This is a genomic window from Aliidongia dinghuensis (genome assembly GCF_014643535.1).
Lineage (GTDB): Bacteria > Pseudomonadota > Alphaproteobacteria > ATCC43930 > CGMCC-115725 > Aliidongia > Aliidongia dinghuensis.
The window spans coordinates 93,591-114,989 of sequence record NZ_BMJQ01000001.1; the positions used below are offsets into that span (position 1 = coordinate 93,591).

General features: G+C 67.4%; 19 protein-coding genes. 9 read left to right on the top strand and 10 right to left on the bottom strand.

The features are described 5' to 3' along the window. Nucleotides 1-32: 32 nt before the first annotated feature. Nucleotides 33-1,436 carry an amidase gene (locus IEY58_RS00380; RefSeq protein WP_189041265.1) on the bottom strand — a complete coding sequence of 468 codons (1,404 nt, stop codon included), beginning with the start codon at nt 1,434-1,436 and terminating at the stop codon, nt 33-35. 129 nt (nt 1,437-1,565) lie between these two features. Here IEY58_RS00380 and IEY58_RS00385 point away from each other — a divergent pair, with 129 nt between their 5' ends. From IEY58_RS00385 to IEY58_RS00400, 4 genes are all read left to right on the top strand, one after another. Further along, on the top strand, nt 1,566-2,420 hold the full coding sequence (locus IEY58_RS00385) for a LysR family transcriptional regulator (RefSeq protein WP_189041267.1): 855 nt from the start codon (nt 1,566-1,568) through the stop codon (nt 2,418-2,420). Between the two features lie 88 nt (nt 2,421-2,508). Continuing rightward, a complete protein-coding gene (locus IEY58_RS00390; RefSeq protein ID WP_189041269.1) occupies nt 2,509-2,910 on the top strand; it encodes a PaaI family thioesterase in 402 nt (133 codons plus the stop codon). A 137-nt stretch (nt 2,911-3,047) separates the two neighbouring features. Further along, nucleotides 3,048-3,230, top strand: coding sequence for a hypothetical protein (locus IEY58_RS00395; protein ID WP_189041271.1), 183 nt, complete (start codon nt 3,048-3,050; stop codon nt 3,228-3,230). Between the two features lie 40 nt (nt 3,231-3,270). Continuing rightward, a complete protein-coding gene (locus IEY58_RS00400) occupies nt 3,271-4,083 on the top strand; it encodes a TrmH family RNA methyltransferase (RefSeq protein ID WP_189041273.1) in 813 nt (270 codons plus the stop codon). Nucleotides 4,084-4,091: 8 nt separating this feature from the next. On the opposite strand, the gene IEY58_RS00405 is transcribed toward IEY58_RS00400, so the two are convergent. Then, nucleotides 4,092-5,081: a zinc-dependent alcohol dehydrogenase family protein gene (locus IEY58_RS00405; RefSeq protein WP_189041274.1), complete on the bottom strand. Its 990-nt coding sequence runs from the start codon at nt 5,079-5,081 to the stop codon at nt 4,092-4,094. A 114-nt stretch (nt 5,082-5,195) separates the two neighbouring features. Here IEY58_RS00405 and IEY58_RS00410 point away from each other — a divergent pair, with 114 nt between their 5' ends. Further along, nucleotides 5,196-6,083: a LysR family transcriptional regulator gene (locus IEY58_RS00410; RefSeq protein ID WP_229743385.1), complete on the top strand. Its 888-nt coding sequence runs from the start codon at nt 5,196-5,198 to the stop codon at nt 6,081-6,083. A 9-nt stretch (nt 6,084-6,092) separates the two neighbouring features. Here the strand turns inward: IEY58_RS00410 and IEY58_RS00415 are convergent, their stop codons facing one another. From IEY58_RS00415 to IEY58_RS00425, 3 genes are all read right to left on the bottom strand, one after another. Beyond that, the gene (locus tag IEY58_RS00415; RefSeq protein WP_189041278.1) at nt 6,093-6,995 is read right to left on the bottom strand and encodes a lysozyme inhibitor LprI family protein; all 903 of its coding nucleotides are present in this window, start codon (nt 6,993-6,995) and stop codon (nt 6,093-6,095) included. 108 nt (nt 6,996-7,103) lie between these two features. Continuing rightward, a complete protein-coding gene (locus IEY58_RS00420; protein WP_189041280.1) occupies nt 7,104-8,006 on the bottom strand; it encodes a LysR family transcriptional regulator in 903 nt (300 codons plus the stop codon). Beyond that, a complete protein-coding gene (locus IEY58_RS00425) occupies nt 8,003-8,374 on the bottom strand; it encodes a hypothetical protein (RefSeq protein ID WP_189041282.1) in 372 nt (123 codons plus the stop codon). The genes IEY58_RS00420 and IEY58_RS00425 overlap by 4 nt, the downstream gene beginning before the upstream one ends. Nucleotides 8,375-8,660: 286 nt before the next feature. Here IEY58_RS00425 and IEY58_RS00430 point away from each other — a divergent pair, with 286 nt between their 5' ends. From IEY58_RS00430 to IEY58_RS00440, 3 genes are all read left to right on the top strand, one after another. Further along, entirely contained in the window at nt 8,661-9,803 is a 1,143-nt protein-coding gene (locus IEY58_RS00430; RefSeq protein WP_189041283.1) for an acyl-CoA dehydrogenase family protein, read from the top strand. A gap of 3 nt (nt 9,804-9,806) precedes the next feature. Further along, the gene (mmsB, locus tag IEY58_RS00435; RefSeq protein WP_189041285.1) at nt 9,807-10,709 is read left to right on the top strand and encodes a 3-hydroxyisobutyrate dehydrogenase; all 903 of its coding nucleotides are present in this window, start codon (nt 9,807-9,809) and stop codon (nt 10,707-10,709) included. A 126-nt stretch (nt 10,710-10,835) separates the two neighbouring features. Beyond that, entirely contained in the window at nt 10,836-12,326 is a 1,491-nt protein-coding gene (locus IEY58_RS00440) for an aldehyde dehydrogenase family protein (RefSeq protein WP_189041288.1), read from the top strand. A 149-nt stretch (nt 12,327-12,475) separates the two neighbouring features. Here the strand turns inward: IEY58_RS00440 and IEY58_RS00445 are convergent, their stop codons facing one another. The 5 genes from IEY58_RS00445 to IEY58_RS00465 form a co-directional block, all read right to left on the bottom strand. Next, nucleotides 12,476-14,977, bottom strand: coding sequence for a PA14 domain-containing protein (locus IEY58_RS00445; protein WP_189041290.1), 2,502 nt, complete (start codon nt 14,975-14,977; stop codon nt 12,476-12,478). Nucleotides 14,978-15,367: 390 nt separating this feature from the next. After that, complete coding sequence (locus IEY58_RS00450; RefSeq protein ID WP_189041292.1) at nt 15,368-16,585, bottom strand: acyltransferase family protein; 1,218 nt, start codon at nt 16,583-16,585, stop codon at nt 15,368-15,370. Next, complete coding sequence (locus tag IEY58_RS00455; RefSeq protein WP_189041294.1) at nt 16,563-17,834, bottom strand: glycosyltransferase; 1,272 nt, start codon at nt 17,832-17,834, stop codon at nt 16,563-16,565. Before IEY58_RS00455 ends, IEY58_RS00450 begins: the two co-directional genes overlap by 23 nt. Nucleotides 17,835-17,846: 12 nt before the next feature. Then, nucleotides 17,847-18,887: a glycosyltransferase family 2 protein gene (locus IEY58_RS00460; RefSeq protein ID WP_189041296.1), complete on the bottom strand. Its 1,041-nt coding sequence runs from the start codon at nt 18,885-18,887 to the stop codon at nt 17,847-17,849. Nucleotides 18,888-18,901: 14 nt separating this feature from the next. Continuing rightward, nucleotides 18,902-20,347, bottom strand: a complete 1,446-nt coding sequence (locus IEY58_RS00465; protein WP_189041298.1) for an MOP flippase family protein — start codon at nt 20,345-20,347, stop codon at nt 18,902-18,904. A gap of 305 nt (nt 20,348-20,652) precedes the next feature. On the opposite strand from IEY58_RS00465, the gene IEY58_RS00470 reads away from it, so the two are divergent. Further along, the gene (locus IEY58_RS00470; protein ID WP_189041300.1) at nt 20,653-21,375 is read left to right on the top strand and encodes a class I SAM-dependent methyltransferase; all 723 of its coding nucleotides are present in this window, start codon (nt 20,653-20,655) and stop codon (nt 21,373-21,375) included. Nucleotides 21,376-21,399: the final 24 nt, after the last annotated feature.

Below are 21,399 nucleotides of genomic sequence, written 5' to 3' on the forward strand. Positions count from 1 at the left end.
CGCTCCTGCAAAAGATGCCCGGGAAAGGGGGCCTAGAGCGCTGGATGGCGCCGATGCCAATCGGTCGCCCGCTGAAAGGCATCGCCTGCGCGCACGAGCAGCGGCTCGTCGAGATGCCGCGCCACGAGCTGGAAGGAGAGCGGCATCCCCCTCGCGGTGAAGCCGCCCGGCAGCGTGAGCGTCGGCCCGCCCCACATGTCGAAGGGAGCGGCGAAGCGCAGAAAGCCCAGCAATCCTTCCGCCGTCGCGAAGAGCTCGGCCTCTTGGGCGATGGTGAAGTCGCTCAGCGGCTGGGTCGGGATGAGCAGCAGGTCGATGGAAGCGAACAGCTGCGTCAGCGCGCCGGCATAGGCGAGGCGCCCATGATGCGCTTTCATCACGTCGACGGCATCGGCGGCACGGCCTGTTTCGAGCAGCTGTGCGAGGCCGCCATACTCCGACGCCCGGGCGGGATAGGTCGTCTCGTGCACGATCGCCGCCTCAACGGCACAGAGCGTTGCCCAGGCTTCGGTGACCGCCTGCGCCGGCGGCACCCGGACCGCGGTGATGGTGGCACCCAAGCCTCGCAGAACCCGCTCCGCATCGCGCACCGCCGCAACGACGTCGGGATCGCAATCCTCCTCGTTGTAGGCGGCATCGACGCCGATGCGGATGCCGTCGAGCTGCCCACCGAGCTGCCCACCAAGTCCGGCCAGATAGTCCGGCACCGGGGCCGGCAGGCTGGTGGGATCCTCGGGATCGAGGCCGGCGATGACGCCCAGCATTGCGCCGGCATCGGCCGCGGACCGCGTCATCGGGCCAATGTGATCGAGACTGTCGGCGAGCGCGAAGACGCCGTATCGGCTGACCCGGCCCCAGGTCGGCTTCAGACCCGTAATGCCGTTTGCCGCGGAGGGAAAGCGGATCGATCCGCCGGTGTCGCTGCCGAGCGCGCCGAAGCATAGCCCGGCGGCGACTGCGACGCCGGAACCGCTCGACGAGGCGCCGGCGTAATAATCCGCGTGCCACGGATTGCGCGGCGGCGTCACCGTCGGATGATGCGTGACGAACGCGCCTTCGGTCAGTTGCAGCTTGCCCAGCAGCACGGCGCCCGCGTTCGTCAGCCGCTTCACGACCGTGGCATCGAGCGCCGGCACGCGGTCCCGGTGGAGTGCCGTGCCGGCGGCGGTGACGATGCCGGCGGTGTCGCAGATGTCCTTGACCGCAATGGGAATGCCGTGCAGCGGCCCACGATAGCGTCCGGCGGCGATCTCCTCTTCTGCCCGGGCCGCCTGCGCCAGGGCCAGATCCGGCGTCAGGGTCGCATAGGCCTGCAGCGAAGGCTCGAGGTGGGCGATGCGTTCGACGAGCGCGCGGGTCAGCGCCACGGGAGAGAGCTTGCGGGCCCTGATGGCCGCCGCCGTCTCGAGCAGAGTCGCATAATGCAGTTCGGTCATCGATCGCCTCGCTTGTCGTCCCGTCGCGCTCTGCGGAGCGGCGCGAACAAGAGCAACCTAGCGGGCTCTTGAAGATAATATAATAGAATGGTTAAATATATCAGAAATAACGATTGGATATGATTCGCCATGGCGCTGGATGTCGACGCGGTGCAGGCGTTCGTGCTGGTCGCCGATCTGCAGAGCTTCACGCGCGCCGCCGAGGCGCTCGACACCTCGCAGGCGGCGGTCAGCGTCAAGCTGAAGCGGCTTGAGGATCGGCTGGGGGCGAAGCTGATCGAGCGGACGCCGCGGCTGGTCCGTCTCTCGTCCCGCGGCGCAGCCTTCCTGGGCGTCGCGCGGGAGTTCATTGCCGCCCATGAACGCGCCGTCGCCGGCCTCGCCGCAGCGCCGCAGCGCTTGTCGCTCGGCATCAGCGACCATGTTGCCGGGCCGGAGCTGCCCGTGCTGCTCGCGCGGCTGCATGCCTACGAACCGTCACTCGTCATCGAGGTGCAGATCGATGCCTCGCGTCACCTGCTGGATGCCTTCGAGCGCGGGGCGCTCGATGCGGCGATCATTCGCCGCGAGGACGACCGCCGCGACGGCGAAGTGCTGGCGCCTGAGCGTTTCGGCTGGTTTGCCGCAGCCGGCTACGAACATCGGCAGGGCGATGCGATCCGGCTGGCTTCTCTCGCGCCGTCCTGCGGCGTGCGCAACATCGCGACACGCGCGCTCGACGCGGCCGGTATCGGCTGGACGGAGGTCTTCGTGGGCGGGGGCATGGCCGCCGTCTCGGCGGCCGTCTCGGCCGGCCTGGCGATCGCGGCGCTCGCCTATCGCGTGGCCCCGATTGGCACCGTCGAGGTCGGCGAACGCCTCGGCCTGCCGGCGCTACCCGTCTCCGAGATCGTGCTGCATTCGACCCTGACGGACGCGCGCTCGCGCGGCGCGCTTCGCACACTCGCCGCCGCCTTTCGCGAGCATCGCGCGCCGACGACCTGACATCACCGTTTGCATTGCAGCGAAACCGCACGCCACAATGGCAGACCAGTGCGCATGCCTGAGGGAAACAATGGATCGGCAGAGCGAGATGACGGAAAAGCTCGCGGTTATCACACCCCACCCCTCCGCCTTCAACGAGGCAGTGGGGCTGCGCCTCGTCGACTGGATCGAGGGCCGGGCGACGGTCGAGCTCGACGTGACCGGCGACCACCTGAACCGCAGTGGCTATGTCCATGGCGGCGTGCTCATGACGCTGATCGATGTCGCCTGCGGCTATGCCGGCACCTGGTCGCCGACCGCCGAGGGCGCTCGGCTCTGTGTGACGCTCGACCTTACGACCAGCTTCGTGGCGCCGGCGTGCGGCGGCCGGCTCACCACCGTCGCGACCGTCACCGGCGGCGGGCGCAAGATTTATTTCGCGCGGGCCGAGGTCCGCGACGAGGCGGGCCAACTGCTCGCCATGGGCCAGGGTTCATTCCGCTATCGGTGAGCGGGCGCCGACGTGTTGGGTAGATGGCGAGAATGCCGGATATTCTCCGCTCGTCTGCCGTGCGGTTTCATGGGATAGTTGTGCTTCCATCGGACGGCACCAAGTGCCGCTGAACCGCTGCCCTTAAAGGTGCGCCCATGTCGATTTCCCCCGTTTCATCGCTGCTTTCCTCGTCGCCGCTCACCGCGTCGACCGCCGTCGGCGTGCAGAATTCCGTGCTGCACACCTCGATCGGCCAGCGTGCGATCAAGGACCAGATCGATCTCAGCAAGGAAGCCGTGGCCCTGCTCGTCGGCGGTGCCGCACCCGCCGCGAAATAATTCCGCGGGCACTGATGCCGGACGCTAGGATGCGCCCGGCATGCCGCAGTTCTTTCGCATAGACGATCCTGACGACCCGCGCATCGCGGCCTATCGCGATGTCCGCGAGCGCGATCTGGTCGGTCGCGACCGCCAGTTCATGGCCGAGGGCGAGGTCGTCCTGAACGTGCTGGTCGCAAGCGCCCGGCACCGTATGGCGTCGGCGCTGATCGTCGACAAGCGGCTGGAACGGCTGAAGCCGCTGCTGACCGATCTCCCCGACGAGATCCCGATCTATGGCGCGTCGCAGGCGGTCATGGACCGGATTGCCGGCTTCCCGATGCATCGCGGCATCCTTGCGATTGGTGAGTGCACCGATCCGCCGTCCGCCGAGGCGCTGCTCGAGGGCCTGGGGCCGCGCGCGCTCGTGGTCCTGCTCGTCGGCATCGCCAACCACGACAATATGGGTGGCATCTTCCGCAACGCCGCCGCGTTCGGCGCCGATGCGGTGTTGCTCGACGCCACCTGCTGCGACCCGCTCTATCGCAAGGCGATCCGTGTCTCAGTCGGCGCCAGCCTGATGGTCCCCTTCGCCCGGCTCGCGACGGGGCAGGACCCGGTGGCGTTGCTTGATCGTTGCGGCTTCGAAACCTTATCGCTGAGCCCCGCCGGTGCGACGCCGCTGGCCGGGCTCGCCCGTGCGCCGCGGGTGGCGGCGCTGTTCGGCACCGAGGGGCCGGGCCTGCCGGCCGAGCTGCTCACCCGTACCCGCACCATCGCCATCCCTATGGCCGGCGGCTTCGACAGCCTCAATGTCGCGACGACGAGCGGCATCGTGCTGCATCATCTGGCCTGCGTGGCGCAAGAAGCCTGATCGGCTGATCACACCGTCACGACGATCTTGCCGAACTGTTCGTTTGACTCAAGGAAGCGATGCGCGTCGACGATCCGGTCGAACGGAAAACTCTTGGCGATGATCGGGCGGAGCGCACCTGACGCCAGCCCGTCGAGGATGAAGGCCTTGGCGGCCGCGAGCAGCACTTGGTCGCCGGTGATCTCGTAGACGCGATAACCGCGCAGAGTCAGGGATTTGCTCAGCACGGTGAACAGGGGGAAGGGCGTCGGCTCGGCGCTCAAGCCGCCGTATTCGATGAGGATGCCGCCCAGCGCCATCGCCGCCGCCAACGGCTCGAAGATCGGGCCGCCGATCGCATCCAGGACGACCCGGACGCCGGCCGGCCCAGCGATTTCCTTCAGCCGGAACTCTAGACCGTCTTCCTCCAGCACGATGACCTGCTGAGCGCCGGCCTCGCGCAGGGCCGCCGCCTTGGCGGCGGTGCGCGTGACCGCGATCGGGATCGCGCCGATCAAGTTGGCGATCTGGATCGCAGCCAGCCCGACGCTGCTCGATGCCGCGGTAACCACGACGGGCTCGTCCTTCAGGAGCTTGGCAAGCTGGATCAGCGCGCCATAGGCGGTGAGATAGGGCATCCACACGGCCGCCGCTTCTTCCCAGCTGAGCGACGGTGGATGCTTGACCACAAGGGCTGCCGGAAAGGTGACAAGCTCGCCATACGCGGGCCAGCGGGCCATCGACAACGGCGGCACGATGCTGACGGCGTCGCCCGGTGCCACATCATCGACGCCGTCGCCGATCCGCTCGACGATGCCCGCCGCCTCGAGGCCGAGCCCGGATGGCAGCGTCGGCGTCTCGATATAGCGGCCGGTGCGCAGCAGCGCCTCGGCGCGATTGAGGCCCAAGGCCTTGACGCGGATCTGCACCTCGCCCCGGCCGGGGGCCGGCACCCCGATCTCCTCGATGCGCAGTACCTCGGGGCCGCCCAGCTCATGGAAGCGAACGATGCGGGTCATGATGGCCACTCCAAAAGAATTGAATGGAATGAGCTATGCCATCGCCACCGACGTGGATAAATGTGGGGATAGGCAGATCACTAAAAATCAATGGTTTTGAATATGGACCGCCTCATGAGCATGGCCGTGTTCGTCAAGGCCGTCGATCTGGGCTCGTTCGCCGCCGCGGCTGCAGCGCTCGACCTGTCCGGGCCGATGGTCGGCAAGCATGTCCGGTTTCTGGAAGAGCGCCTGGGCGTGCGCCTTCTCAACCGAACCACGCGCCGCCAGAGCCTGACCGAGTTCGGGCGCGCCTATTACGAGCGCTGCCGCGTGGTGCTTGCCGAGGCCGAGGCCGCGGATGCGCTTGCGGCCGATCAATTGTCCGAGCCGCGCGGCACGCTCAGGGTCACCATGCCGGTGCATTTCGGCCGGCGCTGCGTCATGCCCATCCTGCTCGACCTCGCGCGGCGGTACCCAGCACTGGAGCTCGACCTTACGCTCAGCGATCGCGTTGCCGACCTGGCGGAGCAAGGCTACGACCTCGCCGTCCGGACCGGCGGCTTGGAGGACAGGGCCGGGGTGATCGCCCGCCGCGTCGCGCGCCAGCGCATGGTGGTCTGCGCGTCGCCGTCCTACCTCGAGCGGCACCCGGCGCCACGACGGATCGAGGATCTCGAAGAACACCAGGCCATCGTCTATCGCCGGGCGGGCCGGGTGGCGCCCTGGCTGTTTCCGCGCCCGGACGGGGAGCCCGCTGAGGTCGCGCCGGTGAGCCGCTGGCGGCTCGACGATCTCGACGCGATCGCCGATGTGGCGGCTACCGGCATCGGGCTCGCCTGGCTACCCTACTGGCTGGTGCGGGAGCGGATCGAGGCGGGCGCGCTCGTGCCGCTGCTGCCGGACCAGCCGGGCTTTCTCTACGATTGCCATGCGCTGTGGCTGCAGACGCCGCACCTGCCGCTCAAGGTCCGCCTCGCCGTCGACGCCTTGGCGGCGGCCCTGCCGAGGTTCATGGCGTAAGGCGCGCCCTCACATCGGTTGGGCCACCCGGATCGGGGCGGCCTTGTCGAGCGGGACATAGCCGTCGGGCAGCGCATAGGCGAACGGCTTCGCCCCGAAGTTCAGGTCAATGACGCCGTCGGGCAGGCCTGTCAGCGAGACGCTGGACGACAGCTTCGCGACATAGGGCCGGCCGAGCTTCAGATCGGGCGCATTGGCGCTGCCCGGCTGGCTTTGCCAGGCGCCGTTCGTGCGGAGGTAAAGCTTGCCGACGTCGAGGTCGACGGCGATCCCGATGTTCCGCGTGGCGTCGCCGGCATTCCGCTTGCGGATGGCCTGCAGGCTGCCCGTGTTGCCGGCGCCGTCGCCCTGAACGCCAATGAAGATCGTGCTTTCGCTGATCTTGGCCAGGGCGCCGACATCGATCGTCGCCTCGAAATACCATTTGCCGTTCGAGGGCTTGTGGTTCGCGATCAGATCATAGACATCGGCTTCCGATGCGGCCGAGGCCGACGCTGCCGCGGTTGCCGGGGCCGGGGCGGCGGCAGGGGCGCTCGCCGCCCCGGCCTGCTCTGCCGTCAATTCGGCGACCCGTTGGTTGGTGAAACGCACGACGCAGACCGTCTTGCCGAAATCGGTCAGCAGGTTCGCGAACCATTTCTCGCGATCGGTTTCCTTGCTGGCGCTCTGGCAGGTCTGGTCGCGTAGCTTCAGCCACTGAATCTGCTGGGTGCGCAGCGCTGCCTTGCCGGCGTCGTCGCGGCTCGCGCGGAGGGCCTGGTAAAGGTCGTTAATGGTCTTGTCCGCCGCGCGCAATTCCTGGCCGATGCATTCGGCACGCTCCTGATCCGTCGCGGCATTGTCGCAATCCGCGCGGGCGACCGCGATCTGGGCAAAACTCAGCAGCAGCGCGGCGATGAGAAGCTTGGACATCATAGCTCCGAAGACCGGCGGTCAGATGCCACGATACTGCCTCCGGTTGAGATTTTCGGTCAAGCTCGACCGGGCCCGAATGATCGGTTCTGAGGCCACTGGTCGGGTTCACCCCTCCGGCATGAACAGCGCGCGCGCCGCCCGCGCCTCGCGGGCGATGAAGTCGCCGGTGGCGCGGATACGCGGCAGGTCGTGCAAGTCGGCGTGGGTGATGAGCCAGAAGGTGCGGACGATCGAGATCGTCTCCAGCACCGGCACCAGGCCCGGCGCGCCCGCCGTCATGAAATCGGGCAGCACGCAGAGCCCGATGCCGGCCAAGGTCGCCTGCAACTGGGCGATCAGCGTCGAGCTGCGGAACTGCGGCACGACGCCGGGGGCGACGAGCGGCAGATAGTCGAGCTCCGGCGTGAAGATGAAATCCTCGACATAGCCGATGAGCGCGTGGGCCTTCAGGTCCTCCGGCCGCTCGATCGGCAGGTGGGCCGCGAGATAGGCCGGCGCGGCATAAAGGCCCAGGCGATAGTCGGTGAGCTTGCGGGCATAGAGCCGGCCCTCGGTCGGGCGTGACAGGCCGATCGCGATGTCGGCCTCGCGCTTCGACAGGCTGAAGATGCGCGGCAGCGCCACGAGCTCGGGCCGGAGCTCCGGATGTTCCGTGATCAGGCTACCGATGCGCGGTGCCAGGAAATAGCTGCCGAAGCCGTCGGGCGCGCCGATCCGGACCGTGCCCGAGACGAGCGGCCCGTCGCCCTGGATCTCCTTGTGCGCGGCGAATGCCGTGCGCTCCATCGCTTCGGCGGTGACGAGCAAGCGCCGGCCGGCGGATGTGAGCCCGTAGCCTTGCGGGCTTCGTTCGAACAGCGGCGTTGCAAGCGCCCGTTCGAGCGCCGCGATGCGCCGGCTTACCGTGGTGTGGTCCTGCCGAAGCCGCGTCGCCGCCGCGGTCAGCCGGCCAGTGCGTGCGACCGCCAGGAAATAGCGCAGGTCATCCCAATTGAAATTGCTGCTCATGTGCGGCAGCAACCCGGTGCAAGCCGACGAATGTCGCTATGTCTCTGCCGGAAAGGGGGCCGAATGCCGACTTCGCCGCCGGGTGACGGCTTGGCTTGCATCAAAGTCGCCAAAAACGGCGAACGGCGGTCGGGATTGCTCCTGCCGCCGTCCTGTCCGTTCATCACGGGCCTTGCCAATCCTCGCTCGACCCTGCGGTGCGTTACTGCGCACCGTCTTGTCTCGCTTGGATCGGTGTGCGGCCAGTCGAAACCGGTCGTAACGCTGCTTGTCTCATATTCCGGCGTGATCGTCAAGAACTGTTTTTGCGTTGCGGTATCCAGAAACCGCAAACCGGTGATCCGATCGAAGCCGTCCTCGAGAGTCATGGGAAGCTCGGCACAGTGGGTCTGCAGAAATCCACATACCAGAAGCGACGGGAAAATGACATGCGTGGGGATACGAGTGATGCGCCTAGCTCCTCCGTCATCCCGCGCAGGCGGGAATCCAGGCGCTACACGCGGGAGCGCGGAAAAGAATCATATCGTCGCAGACGCGGCTCTTGGGCTGGATTCCCGCCTCCGCGGGAATGACAGCAAAGGAGTGGCGGCAGTAAGATCTGGGAAAAAGACCAATACCCGATTGCCGAATGCGCAGTCGAAGGAGCGATACGGGATGGAATTCGACCTTTCGGAAGACCAGCAGGCGTTCCAGGAGACGGCGCGCAGCTTCGCGCGCGAGGTGCTCTTGCCCGGTGCCGCGCGCTGGGACGAGGAGAAGCAGTTCCCGGAGGCGGAGCTGCGCCAGGCGGCGGCCTTGGGCTTCGCCGGCATCTATGTGCGGGACGACATCGGCGGCTCGGGCCTCTCGCGCCTCGACGCGGCGCTGATCTTCGAAGAGCTGGCGGCGGCCGATCCGTCGACCGCGGCCTATCTCTCGATCCACAACATGGTCGCCTGGATGATCGACCGGTTCGGCGACGACGCCGTGCGCCGGCGCTTCCTGCCGACGCTCATCTCGATGGAGCATTTCGCGAGCTATTGCCTGACCGAGCCCGGCTCCGGCTCGGACGCGGCCTCGCTCTCGACCCGGGCGGAGCGGGACGGCGACCATTACGTGCTGAACGGCGGCAAGGCCTTCATCTCGGGCGGCGGACGCAGCGAGGTCTATGCCGTCATGGTGCGCACCGGCGGGCCGGGGCCGAAGGGCATCTCCTGCGTGCTGGTCGAGAAGGGCACGCCGGGCCTGTCGTTCGGCAAGCAGGAAAAGAAGCTCGGCTGGAACTCGCAGCCGACGTGCCAGCTGATCTTCGAGGACGCCCGAGTGCCGGTCGCGAACCGGATCGGTGCGGAGGGAGAGGGCTTCAAGATCGCCATGGCGGGCCTCGACGGCGGGCGCGTCAACATCGGCGCCTGCTCGCTCGGCGGGGCGCGCGCCTGCCTCGAGGCCGCGCGCGGCTACATGGGAGAGCGCAAGCAGTTCGGCAAACACCTGGCCGAATTCCAGGCGCTGCAGTTCAAGCTCGCCGACATGGCGACCGAGCTCGACGCCGCGCGGCTCATGATCCATCGCGCCGCATCCTCGCTCGACCAGAAGCATCCGGACGCAACGCTCCGCTGCGCCATGGCGAAGCGCCTTGCGACCGACGTCGGCTTCAAGGTCGTGAACGACGCGCTGCAGCTGCACGGCGGCTACGGCTACATCAAGGAATACCCGATCGAGCGCTATCTCAGGGACTTGCGTGTCCATCAGATCCTCGAGGGGACCAACGAAATCATGCGCGTGATCATCGCGCGCCGCCTGTTGGAGAACGCCTAAATCATGAGCAAGATCGCATTCATCGGCCTCGGCAACATGGGCGGCCCCATGGCCGCGAACCTGGCCAAGGCCGGCCACGAGGTCATGGGCTTCGACATGGTCAAGGCCTCGATCGAGGTGTTCGTCGGGCACGGCGGCAAGGCGGCGGCCTCGGCTGCGGCGGCGGTCGCCGCGGCCGAGGTGGTCGTCACCATGCTGCCGGCCGGCCCGCATGTGCGCGGCGCCTATCTCGACACCCAGGGCATCCTGGCGGCCGCCAAGCCGGGCGCACTCTTGATCGATTGCTCGACCATCGACGTGGAATCCGCACGTGCGGTCGCGGCGGCCGCGACCGACAAGGGCTTCGCCATGATCGACGCGCCGGTCTCGGGCGGCACCGGCGGGGCCACCGCGGGCACGCTCACCTTCATGGTCGGCGGTCCCGACGCGGCGGTCGGCCGGGCGCGGCCCTATCTCGAGCAGATGGGCAAGACCATCGTCCATTGCGGCGGCCCCGGCACCGGCCAGGCGGCCAAGATCTGCAACAACATGATCCTCGGCATCTCCATGGCCGCCGTGTGCGAGGCCTTCGCGCTTGCCGAGAAGCTCGGCCTCGACGCGCAGAAGCTCTACGACGTGAGCTCGAAGTCGTCGGGGCAATGCTGGTCCTTGACGACCTATTGCCCGACGCCGGGCCCGGTGCCGACGGCGCCGTCGAACCGCGGCTATGCGCCGGGCTTCACCGCCGACATGATGCTGAAGGACCTGAAGCTCGCCCAGCAGGCGGCCCAGGCGACCGGTGCCGTGACACCCATGGGCGCCGAGGCCGCGACCGTCTACCAGCTCTTGTCGGCCGCCGGCGGCGGCGCCAAGGACTTCTCGGTCGTGCTGCCCTACCTCAGGGGCAAGCTCGGCGAAGTGCTCTAAGTCCTCTCTGTCGTCATCCCCGCGGAGGCGGGGATCCAGGGTGGCCGCGCGACGTCGCCTGTTGCCCTGGATTCCCGCCTTCGCGGGGATGACGGAATGAAAACCTGATCCACAGGAGTTTCGTCCATGTCCCTCGAACAGAACCTCGATCCTTTCGCGCTCGCCGACCAGCTGTCGAACAAGCTCTTGATCGACGGCAAGCTCACGCCGGCGCTCTCGGGCAAGAGCTTTCCCGTCGTCAATCCGGCGACCGGCGCCGTGATCGCCCATGCGGCGGACGGTGTCGCGGCCGACGTCGATCTCGCGGTCCAATCGGCCGCCAAGGCGCAGAAGAGCTGGGCGAAGCTGCACCCGCGCGAGCGCGGCCGGCTCGTCCAGGAATGTGGCCGGTTGCTCAACACCCATGTTGAAGAGATCGCCAAGCTGGTGGCGCTCGAGACCGGCAAGGCGCTCCGCACCGAGAGCCGGGTCGAGGCCGGCGTGCTGGCCGACGTGTTCGTGTTCTTCGGCGGCCTGGGCTCCGAGCTCAAGGGCGAGAGCGTGCCGTTCAAGACCGACTCGATCACCATCACCCAGCGCGAGCCGATCGGCGTCGTCGGCGCCATCATCCCGTGGAACGTGCCGCTCCTCTTGATGGCGCTCAAGATCGCGCCGGCCATGGTCGCGGGCAACACGGTCGTGGTGAAGTCGGCGGAAGAGGCACCCTTGGCCGTGCTGCGCGTGGCCCAGATCATGAACCAGGTGCTGCCGCCGGGCGTCTTCAATATGATCTCGGGCGACGGCCCGGGTGCCGGCGCGCCGCTGGTCTCGCATCCCAAGGTCGGCAAGGTCACCTTCACCGGCTCGGTCGAGACCGGCAAGATCGTCTACAAGACCGCGGCCGAGAAGCTGATCCCGGTGACGCTCGAGCTCGGCGGCAAGAGCCCGATGATCGTCATGGCCGACGCCGACATCGACCGGGCGGTCGCGGGCGCCATCACCGGCATGCGCTTCACCCGCCAGGGCCAGAGCTGCACCGCGGCCAGCCGCATGTTCGTCCATGCTGCGATCCACGACGAGTTCGTCTCGAAGCTCAAGGCCAAGGTCGACGAGATGGTCATGGGCGATCCCTTGGACGAGAAGACCGACATCGGCTCGATCATCTCGCCCGAGCAGTTCGCCAAGGTGAAGTCCTATATCGCGCTGGGCGAGGCGGCGCCGGGTGCCACCACGCTGCGCTGCTCGGCCATGCCGACCGATCCGGCGCTGGCGAAGGGCCTGTTCATCCAGCCGGTCATCTTCACCGGCATCCCGAACGACCATCGCGTCTGCAAGGAGGAGATCTTCGGGCCGGTGACGGCCGTCGTGAAGTTCACCGACTACGAGGACGTGATCGCCCAAGCCAACGACACCGAGTATGGCCTCGCCGCCTCGATCTGGACCAAGGACCTGAAGACGGCGCTCGATGCGACCCAACGGCTCGAAGCGGGCCTGGTCCAGGTCAACCAGAACCTGGTCGTGCAGCCGAACATGTCCTACGGCGGCGTGAAGCAGTCGGGCCTCGGCAAGGAGGCCTCGCTCGAAAGCATGCTCGAGCACTTCACCCACAAGAAGACGATCATCCTCAACCTCGGCTGATCTGTCCCACTACTGGGTCCAGCCGGATAAAAATCGGGCGGAGCGGCCGTTAATGGCCCTCCGCCCGAAGTTCATTAGACGATGAGGAGGACCTTCAGACTGGACCCGATCGATTAATGACGGGTTAGCGAAAGGTCAGCCCTCAAGATTTATTTGGTCGCCGTCTTTGCGGTAGTGGTCGTGGTCGCCTTGGTCACCATCAATTTGGTGAGGCTGGTGCCGGCGCTCGACAGGTTGCGGACCATGATGCCGTGCAGGCCCACCGGCAGGGTGCCGGTCCAGCTGCCTGTCGCAATCGGCGCGCCGTCGAGCCGGATCTGCACCGCAGCCGGGTTGGCGGCATCCGTGGTGATCGTGAAGCTGCCGGCCGTCTCAACGTTGACCGACCAGGAGATGTAGTCGCCGACATGGGCGAGCGTGCCGGTCGACGTGCCCGACGGGGTGACACCCATCGCGAACGACACCGGGATGTTGCCGGCGTCGATCGGCAGCGGCCAGGCGAAGCTGCTCGCCGGGCGGGCGGCCGAGATCGCGGCCAGGATCGCCTGCATCTTCGGCGTGTTCTGGTCGGCGATCGTCGGGCTGGCGACGCCGTAGGAGGTGAGGCCGGCCGAGTTGAACACGAAGGGCGTGCCGCCGCCCAGCTGGAAGAACTTGTTGATCGCCGTGGTTTCGAAGCCCTGGGCGTTCGGGTCGGTGTCGGCCGCGAGCTGGACCGCCGTCGGATTATCCCCACCGACCTCGAAGCCGCCCTCGTAACCCATCTCGTGCAGCCCGAAGCCCAGCGCCCAGATCGCATCGCCCTCGGTCGAGGGATTGGTGACGCTGCCCGCATAGATGGCACTCACCGTGCTGCCGCTGGCGGCGGTCGACGTCTGGTACCAGCCGGCGCCGCCGCCCCACAGGTAGTAATTGGCCGGATGCGGGCTTGCGACATGGGCAACGCCGTCGGCGTTGTCGTAGTAGTTCTCGAGATATGTCAGCCCGATCGCCGCCGTGTTGTTGGCGTTGCCGTACTGCCATTCGAACACGGGCCGGACGCGCGTCATCATCCCGCCGTCACCCCACACGGCGCGGAACAGGCTGCTGATCCTGACCGTCCGGTCGACGACGCGGCGCTTCGCCCAGACCGTCTGGTCGGTCGAGCCGTCGTAGTTAAGCGGCGAGCCGCCGGCTGCGACCGCGGCGTTGGCCAGGCTCTGGTTGGCGGACGACTGCTGATAGGCGCCGTTCCACAGCTCGTTGCCGTATTCGACATAGACCTTGAGGTTGGAATTGAGCGGCGGATAGACGGGATTGGCCTGCGCGCTCGTATAGGGATTGGTGCCGTCGCTGCCGAATGCCAAGAGCTGCGCCAACTTGGTCACGTAGTCGTCGTCGACATAGGCCGGTATATTGATCCAGACGTCCTTGCCGGTCTCGTTGGCGAGCGCCACCAGATATTCGAGCGAGCCGCCCTTGCCCTGCCAGCCGTAGCCCGAGACCGCCTGGTATTGCGAGCCCAGGCCCGGCGTCACGCGATCGGCCCAATGCTGCTGCTTGTTGCCGTTGATCGCCAGGTAATCCATGAAGCGGATGCCGGTGAAATAGGACAGGAACGACTTGTACTGGGCGCTGAACAGCTCGCCCGCGGCATGGGTCGTGGCCGAGCCGGGCGCCACCGGCCGCAGGATCTGCAGATTGGTGATGCCCGAGCCGACGGCCGAGGTCGCGGTGCGTTGGCTCTGGCCGAAGCCGAGCGTGGCGGTGGTCGGTGCGCTCGCGGCGGCGACGGTCCAGGTCGCGCTCGTGGTGTTGGTCGCGGCGTCGTAGCCGACGCCCGCCGGCAGGACCGAGCCGTAGCTGACGCCGCCGACCGAGAAGCTGCCGAGGTTGGCCCAGTCCGTCACCTGGGCTTCGCCCGCGAAGCTCAGCTGGTAGGTGCCGTCGAGCTCACGGCCGCTCGACCAGACCGGCAGCGTCGCATCGGCAAGCGGCCAGCCCTGCGCGTCGACCGCGACCGTCTGCTGGGTGTTGGAATAGGCGGTGAAGGCACCGGCCTGCTTCATGAGGTCGGCGAACATGTTGCCAGGCTCGCCCGGTAGCGCCACCGCGCCGTTGATGCCGAGCGGCGTCGCAGCCTCGATGACCTGGAACGGGATGCTCGGGCTCGACCAGCCGAGCTGCAGCCGCCCGCTCGTCGCGGGCTGCCAGTAATGCACGCAGATGTCGTAGGACGTGCCGGCGGTCAGCGCCACGGCCTTCTGCCCGGTCTTGGTGCCGTTGGCGTAGTCGGCATAGAGCGTGGTCCAGGCGGTGGTGCCGGTCGGCCGGTAATAGAGTGCGACGCCGCCGGTCGCGATGACCTGGAACGTATAGGTCTCGCTCGTGGCCGCCATCACCTGGCCGGTCCAGCTGCCGGAAAAGCTTGACCAGCCTTTCGTGTTGAACTCGGGCGAGAGCGAGCCGCCGGGGCCGGTTGCGTTCCAGCTGAAATCGATGCGCGTGTCGCGCCGCTGGAATGCCGGGTTCGTGACGCCGGCGGCGCCGGACTGGTACTGGCCGACGAAGCCGCCCCAGAGCACGCCTTGTGCCTCAGCCGGGCTGCTGACGGTCGCTAAGGACAAAGAGAGAGCGATCGCGCCCGAGAGCGCGTTAAATTTCCCGATCATGCCGCTTCAGCCCATCAGAGGAGAGGCAATGCTCGTGACATGGCAGCTCTGCCGCAGCCGGTCGGGGGCGAAATAATCGCGCCCGAGTTCGCTGCAGAGTTCGATGTTCACGACCTTGTTGCCGACGTCCCCAAAATGGTCACAGGCAGTTAATAGAGTCTAAAACCGTGCTCAACCGGCAGGATCTAAATATTTGACATTATAGATAAATTGACTCGTCAAAGTATCCATAAATAAGAAAAAGCCTTAGACCGATTCTCGTATTTTTATATTATGCGCGAAAAAGGAGAAAAAATAGAACTTGCAATGACGCAGGATAGAATCGCGACGCCGCAGCCGGTGAGGGCTGCGGCGTCGCGCTCGTCCAGGTCAGGGATTGCGAGTGTTGCGTCAGCCGACGTCGGCGTCGCGCGGCCTGGGGGCCGCCTGCACGGTGACCGGTGCCGCGGCCGGGGCGAGCAGGAACAGTGCCCGCCAGTCGCGGCTGCGGCCGAACTCGATGAAGCGATAGGACAAGGCCCCGACGGCGAGCAGCAGGAACAGGAAGATCGGCAGCGTCCGCGCCAGATCGTCGAGCGGGGCCGCCTCGGCCTGGAAGAGATTGCGCAGCAGCGGCTCGTGCCAGACGTAGAGGCTGAAGCACATCATGCCCAGCACCTGGATCGGCCGGTTGGCGAAGGCGGCGCGCAGCCAGCCGCGCTCGAGCGACAGGAGGCCGGCGAGGACGGCGGCGAAACCGATCGCCATGAGGTCGGGGAAGAAGATCTCGATCCAGCGCTCGAGCCAGTGGGCGGCCGTCATGCCGAGCGCCAGGATCAGCGCGCCGCCGAGCGTCACGAGGCGCGGCCAGCGGACGCGGATGCCGGCGACATAGGCCTCTGCCAGTGCCATGCCGACCGCGAAGATCTCGAGATTGGCGGTGAGCCCCATCGTCAGCGGCTGGATCGGGTGGGCCGGCGAGAGCGCGATGCCGAGCGCGCGCGAGACGAGGCTGAGGACCGTCGCAGAGAGGATCGTGCGGACGGCGCCCCAGCGCCGGAATGCGATGATCATGGCCGGGAACAGGATGCTGAACCAGATCTCGACGCCCAGGGACCAGAGCGGCGGGTTCAGATGCGGCTCGAAGCCGTGCGGCGCGAAGGTGAAGAGCGCGCCCGCAATCGAGATCAGTTCGAGCGGCAGGCGCAGGTCGTGCACCGGCGGCACCTGGTTCAGCACCAGGCAGAGCAGGGCGACGATATAGTAGAGCGGCAGCAGGCGGGCCGCGCGCCGGCGATAGAAGGCACGAGCGTCGGCAGCACTCCGCATCGTCGCCCGGCCGCGCGCGAACGGCAGGTAGAGCACGAAGCCCGACAGCACGAAAAACAGCAGCACGCCGGTCCAGCCGTAGGCGAGGAAGTACAGCCGGTCGGTCACCGCCGCGGGCAGGGCGATGACGCTGCCGGCCTTGAAATAGAGCCCGAACAGATGTTGCCAGACGACGGCGACGATGGCGGCGCCGCGCAGGCCATTAACGACGTCGAGCTTGCCGTCGGCCGGCTTGACTTGCGGCTGGTTCTGGCTCCGGCTCTGATTCTGGGCGGCGTCAGGCATGTTCTGCGGTTGCATGGGGCACCTCGCCCAAAAGGATCAGGAGTTGCTCGGTCAGGTAGGCCTGGTCGAAATGGCGCCGTACCCAGGCACTGCCGGCGCTGCCCATGGGCGTCCAGCGTTCCGGCCGGCGCGCGAGCTCGATCATCGCTTCTGCCAGCGCCGGCGGGTCGCGTTCCGGCACCAGGACGCCGGTCTCGCCGTCGACGAGACCCTCGGGGAAGCCGTTGTGGTTGCTGGCAATGACCGGCATGCCCAGCGCCTGGGCCTCCTGCAGCACCAGGCCCTGACCCTCGACGTCGCCGGACGGCGCCGACGTGCTGGCCAGCACGAAGATATCGGCGGCGTCTGCGAGGCGCGCCACATCTTCCTGCGTGCGCCGGCCCAGAAGCTCGACATGGCCGCCGAGATCGAGGCGCGCAATTGCGGCTTCGAGGGCAGGGCGCGTCGGCCCTTCGCCGATGATGGCGAGGCTCGCGTCCACACCGGCCGCGCGGACCAGCGCCAGCGCCTCGATCGCGTAGACATGGCCCTTCTTCTCGACCAGCCGGCCGATCGACAGGAAGCGGACGGCCCGACCGCCAGCACCACTGCGCGCACGGAACGGAAAGCGATCCGGGTAGAGCCCGACCGGCACGCGCACGGTGCGCGCCTCGGGCGCGCCGATCTCCAGGATGCGCCGGCGGGTGTAGTTGGTATTGGCGACGAACAGGTCGCCGCGCTTGAACAGCCGGCGATAGATGTCGGGCCCCTGCGCCTGCACCCGCTCCGAAAAGTCGTAGCCGTGGAAGAAGGTCACAAGCCGCCCACGGATGAGTCCCAGGTCGGCGAGCCAGGTGCCGAACTGGCCGTTCGGCGCGAAATGGCAGAACACGTGGTCGAAGCCGAGCGGCTGGCTGCCGAGGTCGACCGCGGCCATGACCAGCCGGATGAAGTCGTAGGGGCTCGGCAGTGCGCCGGCTCCGAGCGCCCGCAGCAGAATGCGCAGGGTCGCGATCGGATGCGCCAGCAGGTAGAGCAGGTCGAACGCGCGGCCGGCCCGCGGGCGGGGCACGCCGATCCGGATGAGCCGTGCCGCTTCGAGGATGCGGCGGGTCGCCCCGTGCAGGCGGCTCGCGTCGGGCACGCCGCGGCCGAACGACAGGATCGTGACGTCGATGCTGCGGTCGAGCAGCGACAGGATCTGGTTGTCGATGAACGTCTCCGAGATCGCCGGATAATTGTCCAGCAACAGGGCGATGCGCAGGGTCTTGCTGTCGCGCGGCATCAGCGGGTCGCCTTAATGGGCCACAGGGGCGCCCCCCTGGATCTCGCGTGCGGCGGACGCCGATGCGGGGCCCCCGCCGGGCACGGGTTGTCCGGGCTCGGGCGCACGGAGCGCCGTCGGCCGCAGGCGCTCCTCGATCCGGTTCAGGAATTCGGCGACGGCGAAATAGCGCGCCTTGCCGAGACCGGCACGCGCCATCAGGTAAAGCGCCAGCCGCTTCACCGACCGCGGCTTCGCCCGCCAGTTCCGGCCGAGCAGGCGCGCGCCATAGTCTGAGCGGCCCATCTGCACGAAGATCTCGCCGAGCGTGCTCGTGAACAGCGCCGGATCGACCGAGCCATCGCGGAAATAGTGCCGGAGATGGGTCCGGTACATATAGAGATGGCCGGTCAGCCGGTTGCGGCCCGAGGACGTGATGCGGCCGTTAGGCGCGATATAGAGCGTGGTCAGGAGCTCCGGCACGCAAGCGAAACGGGTGATGGCCGAGAGCCGGACCCACAGCTCCCAGTCCTGGCAGGACTTCAGGGTGGGCACGAAACCGCCGACCGCCTTGAGCAGGTCACGCCGGACGAGAGCGCAGGAGGTCGAGCCCACGACATTGTGGTTCATGAGCGCCAGGCGGATGTCGCCAGCCTCGGTCGCCCGGCTGACGCCGCACGGCTGGCCGGCCTCGGTCAGGCTGGCGATGCCGGTATAGGCGGCGCCGTAGCGCGGCCCGCTCGCCTCGAGGGCGGCCAGCTGGCGGGCGATCTTCTCCGGATGCCAGACGTCGTCGCTGTCGAGGAAGGCGACATAGGTGCCCTCCGCGAGATCGATGCCGCGGTTGCGCGCCGCGGCAGCACCCATGTTGCGCTCGAGCGGATGGAAGCGGAACGGCACCGGGCAGCTGAAGCCGGCGGCCCATTCGGCGGTCCCGTCGGTCGAGCCGTCGTCGACCACGATGATCTCCAGCGCCGGATGGCTTTGCGCCACCACGCTGGCGATCGCTCGCGGCAGGCAATGGCGCCGGTTGAAGCTCGGGATCACGACGGAGACGAGCGGGGGCGAGGACATCGGCGTTCCTTGCTTCAGGCGCGGGAGGAGAGAAGGCCGGCGATCAAGCCGACATCGTTGCGGCGGAAGGCGAGCGTCAGGCCGCCATAGGCGACGGCGCCGACCGCAAGTTCGAGGAGGAGCAGCGGCACGCCGGCGACCAGGCCCTGCGTGTCGACGAGCCGGACCAACAGGCCCATGCCGAGCGCCAATGTGATCGCCGGGGCGAAGGAGGCGACATATTCTTTGAACACCGGGCCCAGCACCGGCTCGATCAGCCAGCGATAGACCGCGAGCACGACCAGCAGGTTGATCCCGACCAGCACCCAGGTCGCCGGCAGCAGGCCGAAGGCGGCGAGGCAGCCGGCGTAGACCGGCACCTGGATCGCGAACTGCACGAGCGTCCAGTAGAACGAGCGGTCGGCCCGGCCAACGGCCAGGATCAGCGAGCCCACCGGATTGTTGATCGTGCGCGCCATGGCGATGATCGAGCACAGCTCGACCAGCGGAATGGCCGGAACCCATTTGTCGCCGAGCAGCAGCGGCACCGCATGGGGCGCGATCGCGGCAAAGCCGAACAGGAGCGGCGCGTTGGTCGTCGAGAGCAGCTTGGTCACGACCAGGAAACCGCGCTTCAGGGCCGACGGGTCGTTCTGCTTCTTGGCGAACACCGGAAAGGCGACGTTGGTGATGATCGGGTTGATGCGGTAGACCGGCTCCACGATCAGCATCCAGGCCATGTTGTAGTAGCCGAGCGGCTGTGGCCCGAGGAGTGCGCCGATCAGGAACTGATCGAGCCGGAGATTGATGTAGTTCACCGCCCGGTCGCCGACCTGGAACAGGCCGAACTGCATGAAGTGCCGGATTTCGGCATAGTGCAGGCGAAACTCGATCTTGATGAGCGAGCGGCCGGCGAGCCACAGGAACAGGCTGCGCAAGGTCGCGGTCAGGAGCTGCGAGAGTACCAGCGCATAGATGCCGACGCCTGCCCACAGCAAGGCAGCGGCGCTGGCGGCGCTCAAGAGGTTGGCGCCGAGCTCGACCCGGCCCAGCCGCTCGAACTGCAGGTTCTTCTGCAGGAGCGCCTGGAAGGTCTGGCCGATGGGGGCCACGGCGAAATTGGCGGCGGCGACCAGCAGCATGCCGATGAGCTCTGGCTGGCGGTAGCCGTAGGCGATGACCGGCGCCAGGACGGCGAAGAGGGCGGCGACACCGCAGCCGAACAGCAGGTTGAACCAGTAGAGGCTCGAGAGCTGGCGGCCGTCGGCGTCCTGCTTCGCGATGATGCCCTGAGTGACGCCGGCATCTGCGAAGATATAGGCGAAGCCCAGCACCAGGTTGACGATGGCGAACAGGCCGAGCTCGAACGGCGGCAGCATGCGCGCGGCGAACAAGGTCACGCCGAAGCGCGCGGCGATGTTCGACACCGTGGTCGCCGCGGTCCAGCGGACCGATTTCAAGGCTTTGACGCGCAGACTCATTGCGGTTCGATCGTCCTTCGACGCCGGAGACGTGGGCACCCGTTGCCGGGCAGGGGAGCGGCTGTGCCGGCGGACGAGGCCCGCCCTCCGGAAAAGGGCAGATCGGACGGTCGGGTCGCGGTCTCGGCCGGGCCGCACGGGATTCCGGCGCCTTGCGCGTATTTTGCTCGGTTGGGGGAACGTTCCGGGCGTGAGAGCGGTTCCCAGCTGGAGTGCGAGAAAACGCAGGTGCAGCATTGCATCCTTAGCGTGTATTCTATCTCTCGCCGGAGCACGTTGCCCATCCAGCTATCAACAGGTGTGTAATGCCGGACACGAAAGCCCGTCCGATCGTGCATTTCGTCAAGCAGGTGCCGCTCGTCGGCCCGGTCGCCCGCTCGATCGCCCGGCTGCCGCCGGTCGAACGGTGGCGCCGGCAGATGTCGTTCCACAGCTCGGCCGACTATTGGGATGCACGTTACCGGGCAGGCGGCACCTCCGGCGCCGGTTCCTACGGGCGTCTCGCCACCTTCAAGGCCGAGGTGCTGAATGAGTTCGTGCGCGCGCGCGGCATCCGCTCGGTGATCGAGTTCGGCTGCGGTGATGGTGCCCAGCTGGCGCTTGCAGACTATCCCGCCTATGTCGGGATCGACGTCTCGCCGGCGGCCGTCAGGATGTGCCGGGAACGCTTCGCCGGGGACCCGACCAAGCAGTTCCACGTCTTGGGCAGCATCCCGCCCGAGCTCGGGCCGTTCGGCCTCGTCCTGTCGCTCGACGTCATCTACCATCTGGTCGAGGACACGACGTTCGATGCCTACATGCGCGGCCTGTTCGACCACGCGTCCGACCATGTCGTGATCTATGCGAGCGATCGGGACGCGCCCGGCACGTCGCCCCATGTCCGCCATCGCTCGTTCACGCCGTGGGTGGCGCGGCACCGGACGGACTGGCAACACGCCCACACGATCCCGAACCGCTACCCGTTCGACGCGGCCGATCCCGACGAGACGTCGTTCGCCGATTTCCATTTCTTCGAACCCCGGCGGTAGCGCCGCGGCGGCGGGCGGACGCTA

What these genes read in the sequence shown, in the direction of transcription:
- IEY58_RS00460 (WP_189041296.1), bottom strand. Translation starts at nt 18,887, where the DNA reads ATGTCCTCGCCCCCGCTCGTCTCCGTCGTGATCCCGAGCTTCAACCGG.
- IEY58_RS00385 (WP_189041267.1), top strand. Translation starts at nt 1,566, where the DNA reads ATGGCGCTGGATGTCGACGCGGTGCAGGCGTTCGTGCTGGTCGCCGAT.
- mmsB (WP_189041285.1), top strand. Translation starts at nt 9,807, where the DNA reads ATGAGCAAGATCGCATTCATCGGCCTCGGCAACATGGGCGGCCCCATG.
- IEY58_RS00425 (WP_189041282.1), bottom strand. Translation starts at nt 8,374, where the DNA reads ATGACTCTCGAGGACGGCTTCGATCGGATCACCGGTTTGCGGTTTCTG.
- IEY58_RS00450 (WP_189041292.1), bottom strand. Translation starts at nt 16,585, where the DNA reads ATGCAACCGCAGAACATGCCTGACGCCGCCCAGAATCAGAGCCGGAGC.
- IEY58_RS00415 (WP_189041278.1), bottom strand. Translation starts at nt 6,995, where the DNA reads ATGTCCAAGCTTCTCATCGCCGCGCTGCTGCTGAGTTTTGCCCAGATC.
- IEY58_RS00445 (WP_189041290.1), bottom strand. Translation starts at nt 14,977, where the DNA reads ATGATCGGGAAATTTAACGCGCTCTCGGGCGCGATCGCTCTCTCTTTG.
- IEY58_RS00380 (WP_189041265.1), bottom strand. Translation starts at nt 1,436, where the DNA reads ATGACCGAACTGCATTATGCGACTCTGCTCGAGACGGCGGCGGCCATC.
- IEY58_RS00395 (WP_189041271.1), top strand. Translation starts at nt 3,048, where the DNA reads ATGTCGATTTCCCCCGTTTCATCGCTGCTTTCCTCGTCGCCGCTCACC.
- IEY58_RS00420 (WP_189041280.1), bottom strand. Translation starts at nt 8,006, where the DNA reads ATGAGCAGCAATTTCAATTGGGATGACCTGCGCTATTTCCTGGCGGTC.
- IEY58_RS00455 (WP_189041294.1), bottom strand. Translation starts at nt 17,834, where the DNA reads ATGCCGCGCGACAGCAAGACCCTGCGCATCGCCCTGTTGCTGGACAAT.
- IEY58_RS00470 (WP_189041300.1), top strand. Translation starts at nt 20,653, where the DNA reads ATGCCGGACACGAAAGCCCGTCCGATCGTGCATTTCGTCAAGCAGGTG.
- IEY58_RS00410 (WP_229743385.1), top strand. Translation starts at nt 5,196, where the DNA reads ATGAGCATGGCCGTGTTCGTCAAGGCCGTCGATCTGGGCTCGTTCGCC.
- IEY58_RS00405 (WP_189041274.1), bottom strand. Translation starts at nt 5,081, where the DNA reads ATGACCCGCATCGTTCGCTTCCATGAGCTGGGCGGCCCCGAGGTACTG.
- IEY58_RS00390 (WP_189041269.1), top strand. Translation starts at nt 2,509, where the DNA reads ATGACGGAAAAGCTCGCGGTTATCACACCCCACCCCTCCGCCTTCAAC.
- IEY58_RS00440 (WP_189041288.1), top strand. Translation starts at nt 10,836, where the DNA reads ATGTCCCTCGAACAGAACCTCGATCCTTTCGCGCTCGCCGACCAGCTG.
- IEY58_RS00465 (WP_189041298.1), bottom strand. Translation starts at nt 20,347, where the DNA reads ATGAGTCTGCGCGTCAAAGCCTTGAAATCGGTCCGCTGGACCGCGGCG.
- IEY58_RS00430 (WP_189041283.1), top strand. Translation starts at nt 8,661, where the DNA reads ATGGAATTCGACCTTTCGGAAGACCAGCAGGCGTTCCAGGAGACGGCG.
- IEY58_RS00400 (WP_189041273.1), top strand. Translation starts at nt 3,271, where the DNA reads ATGCCGCAGTTCTTTCGCATAGACGATCCTGACGACCCGCGCATCGCG.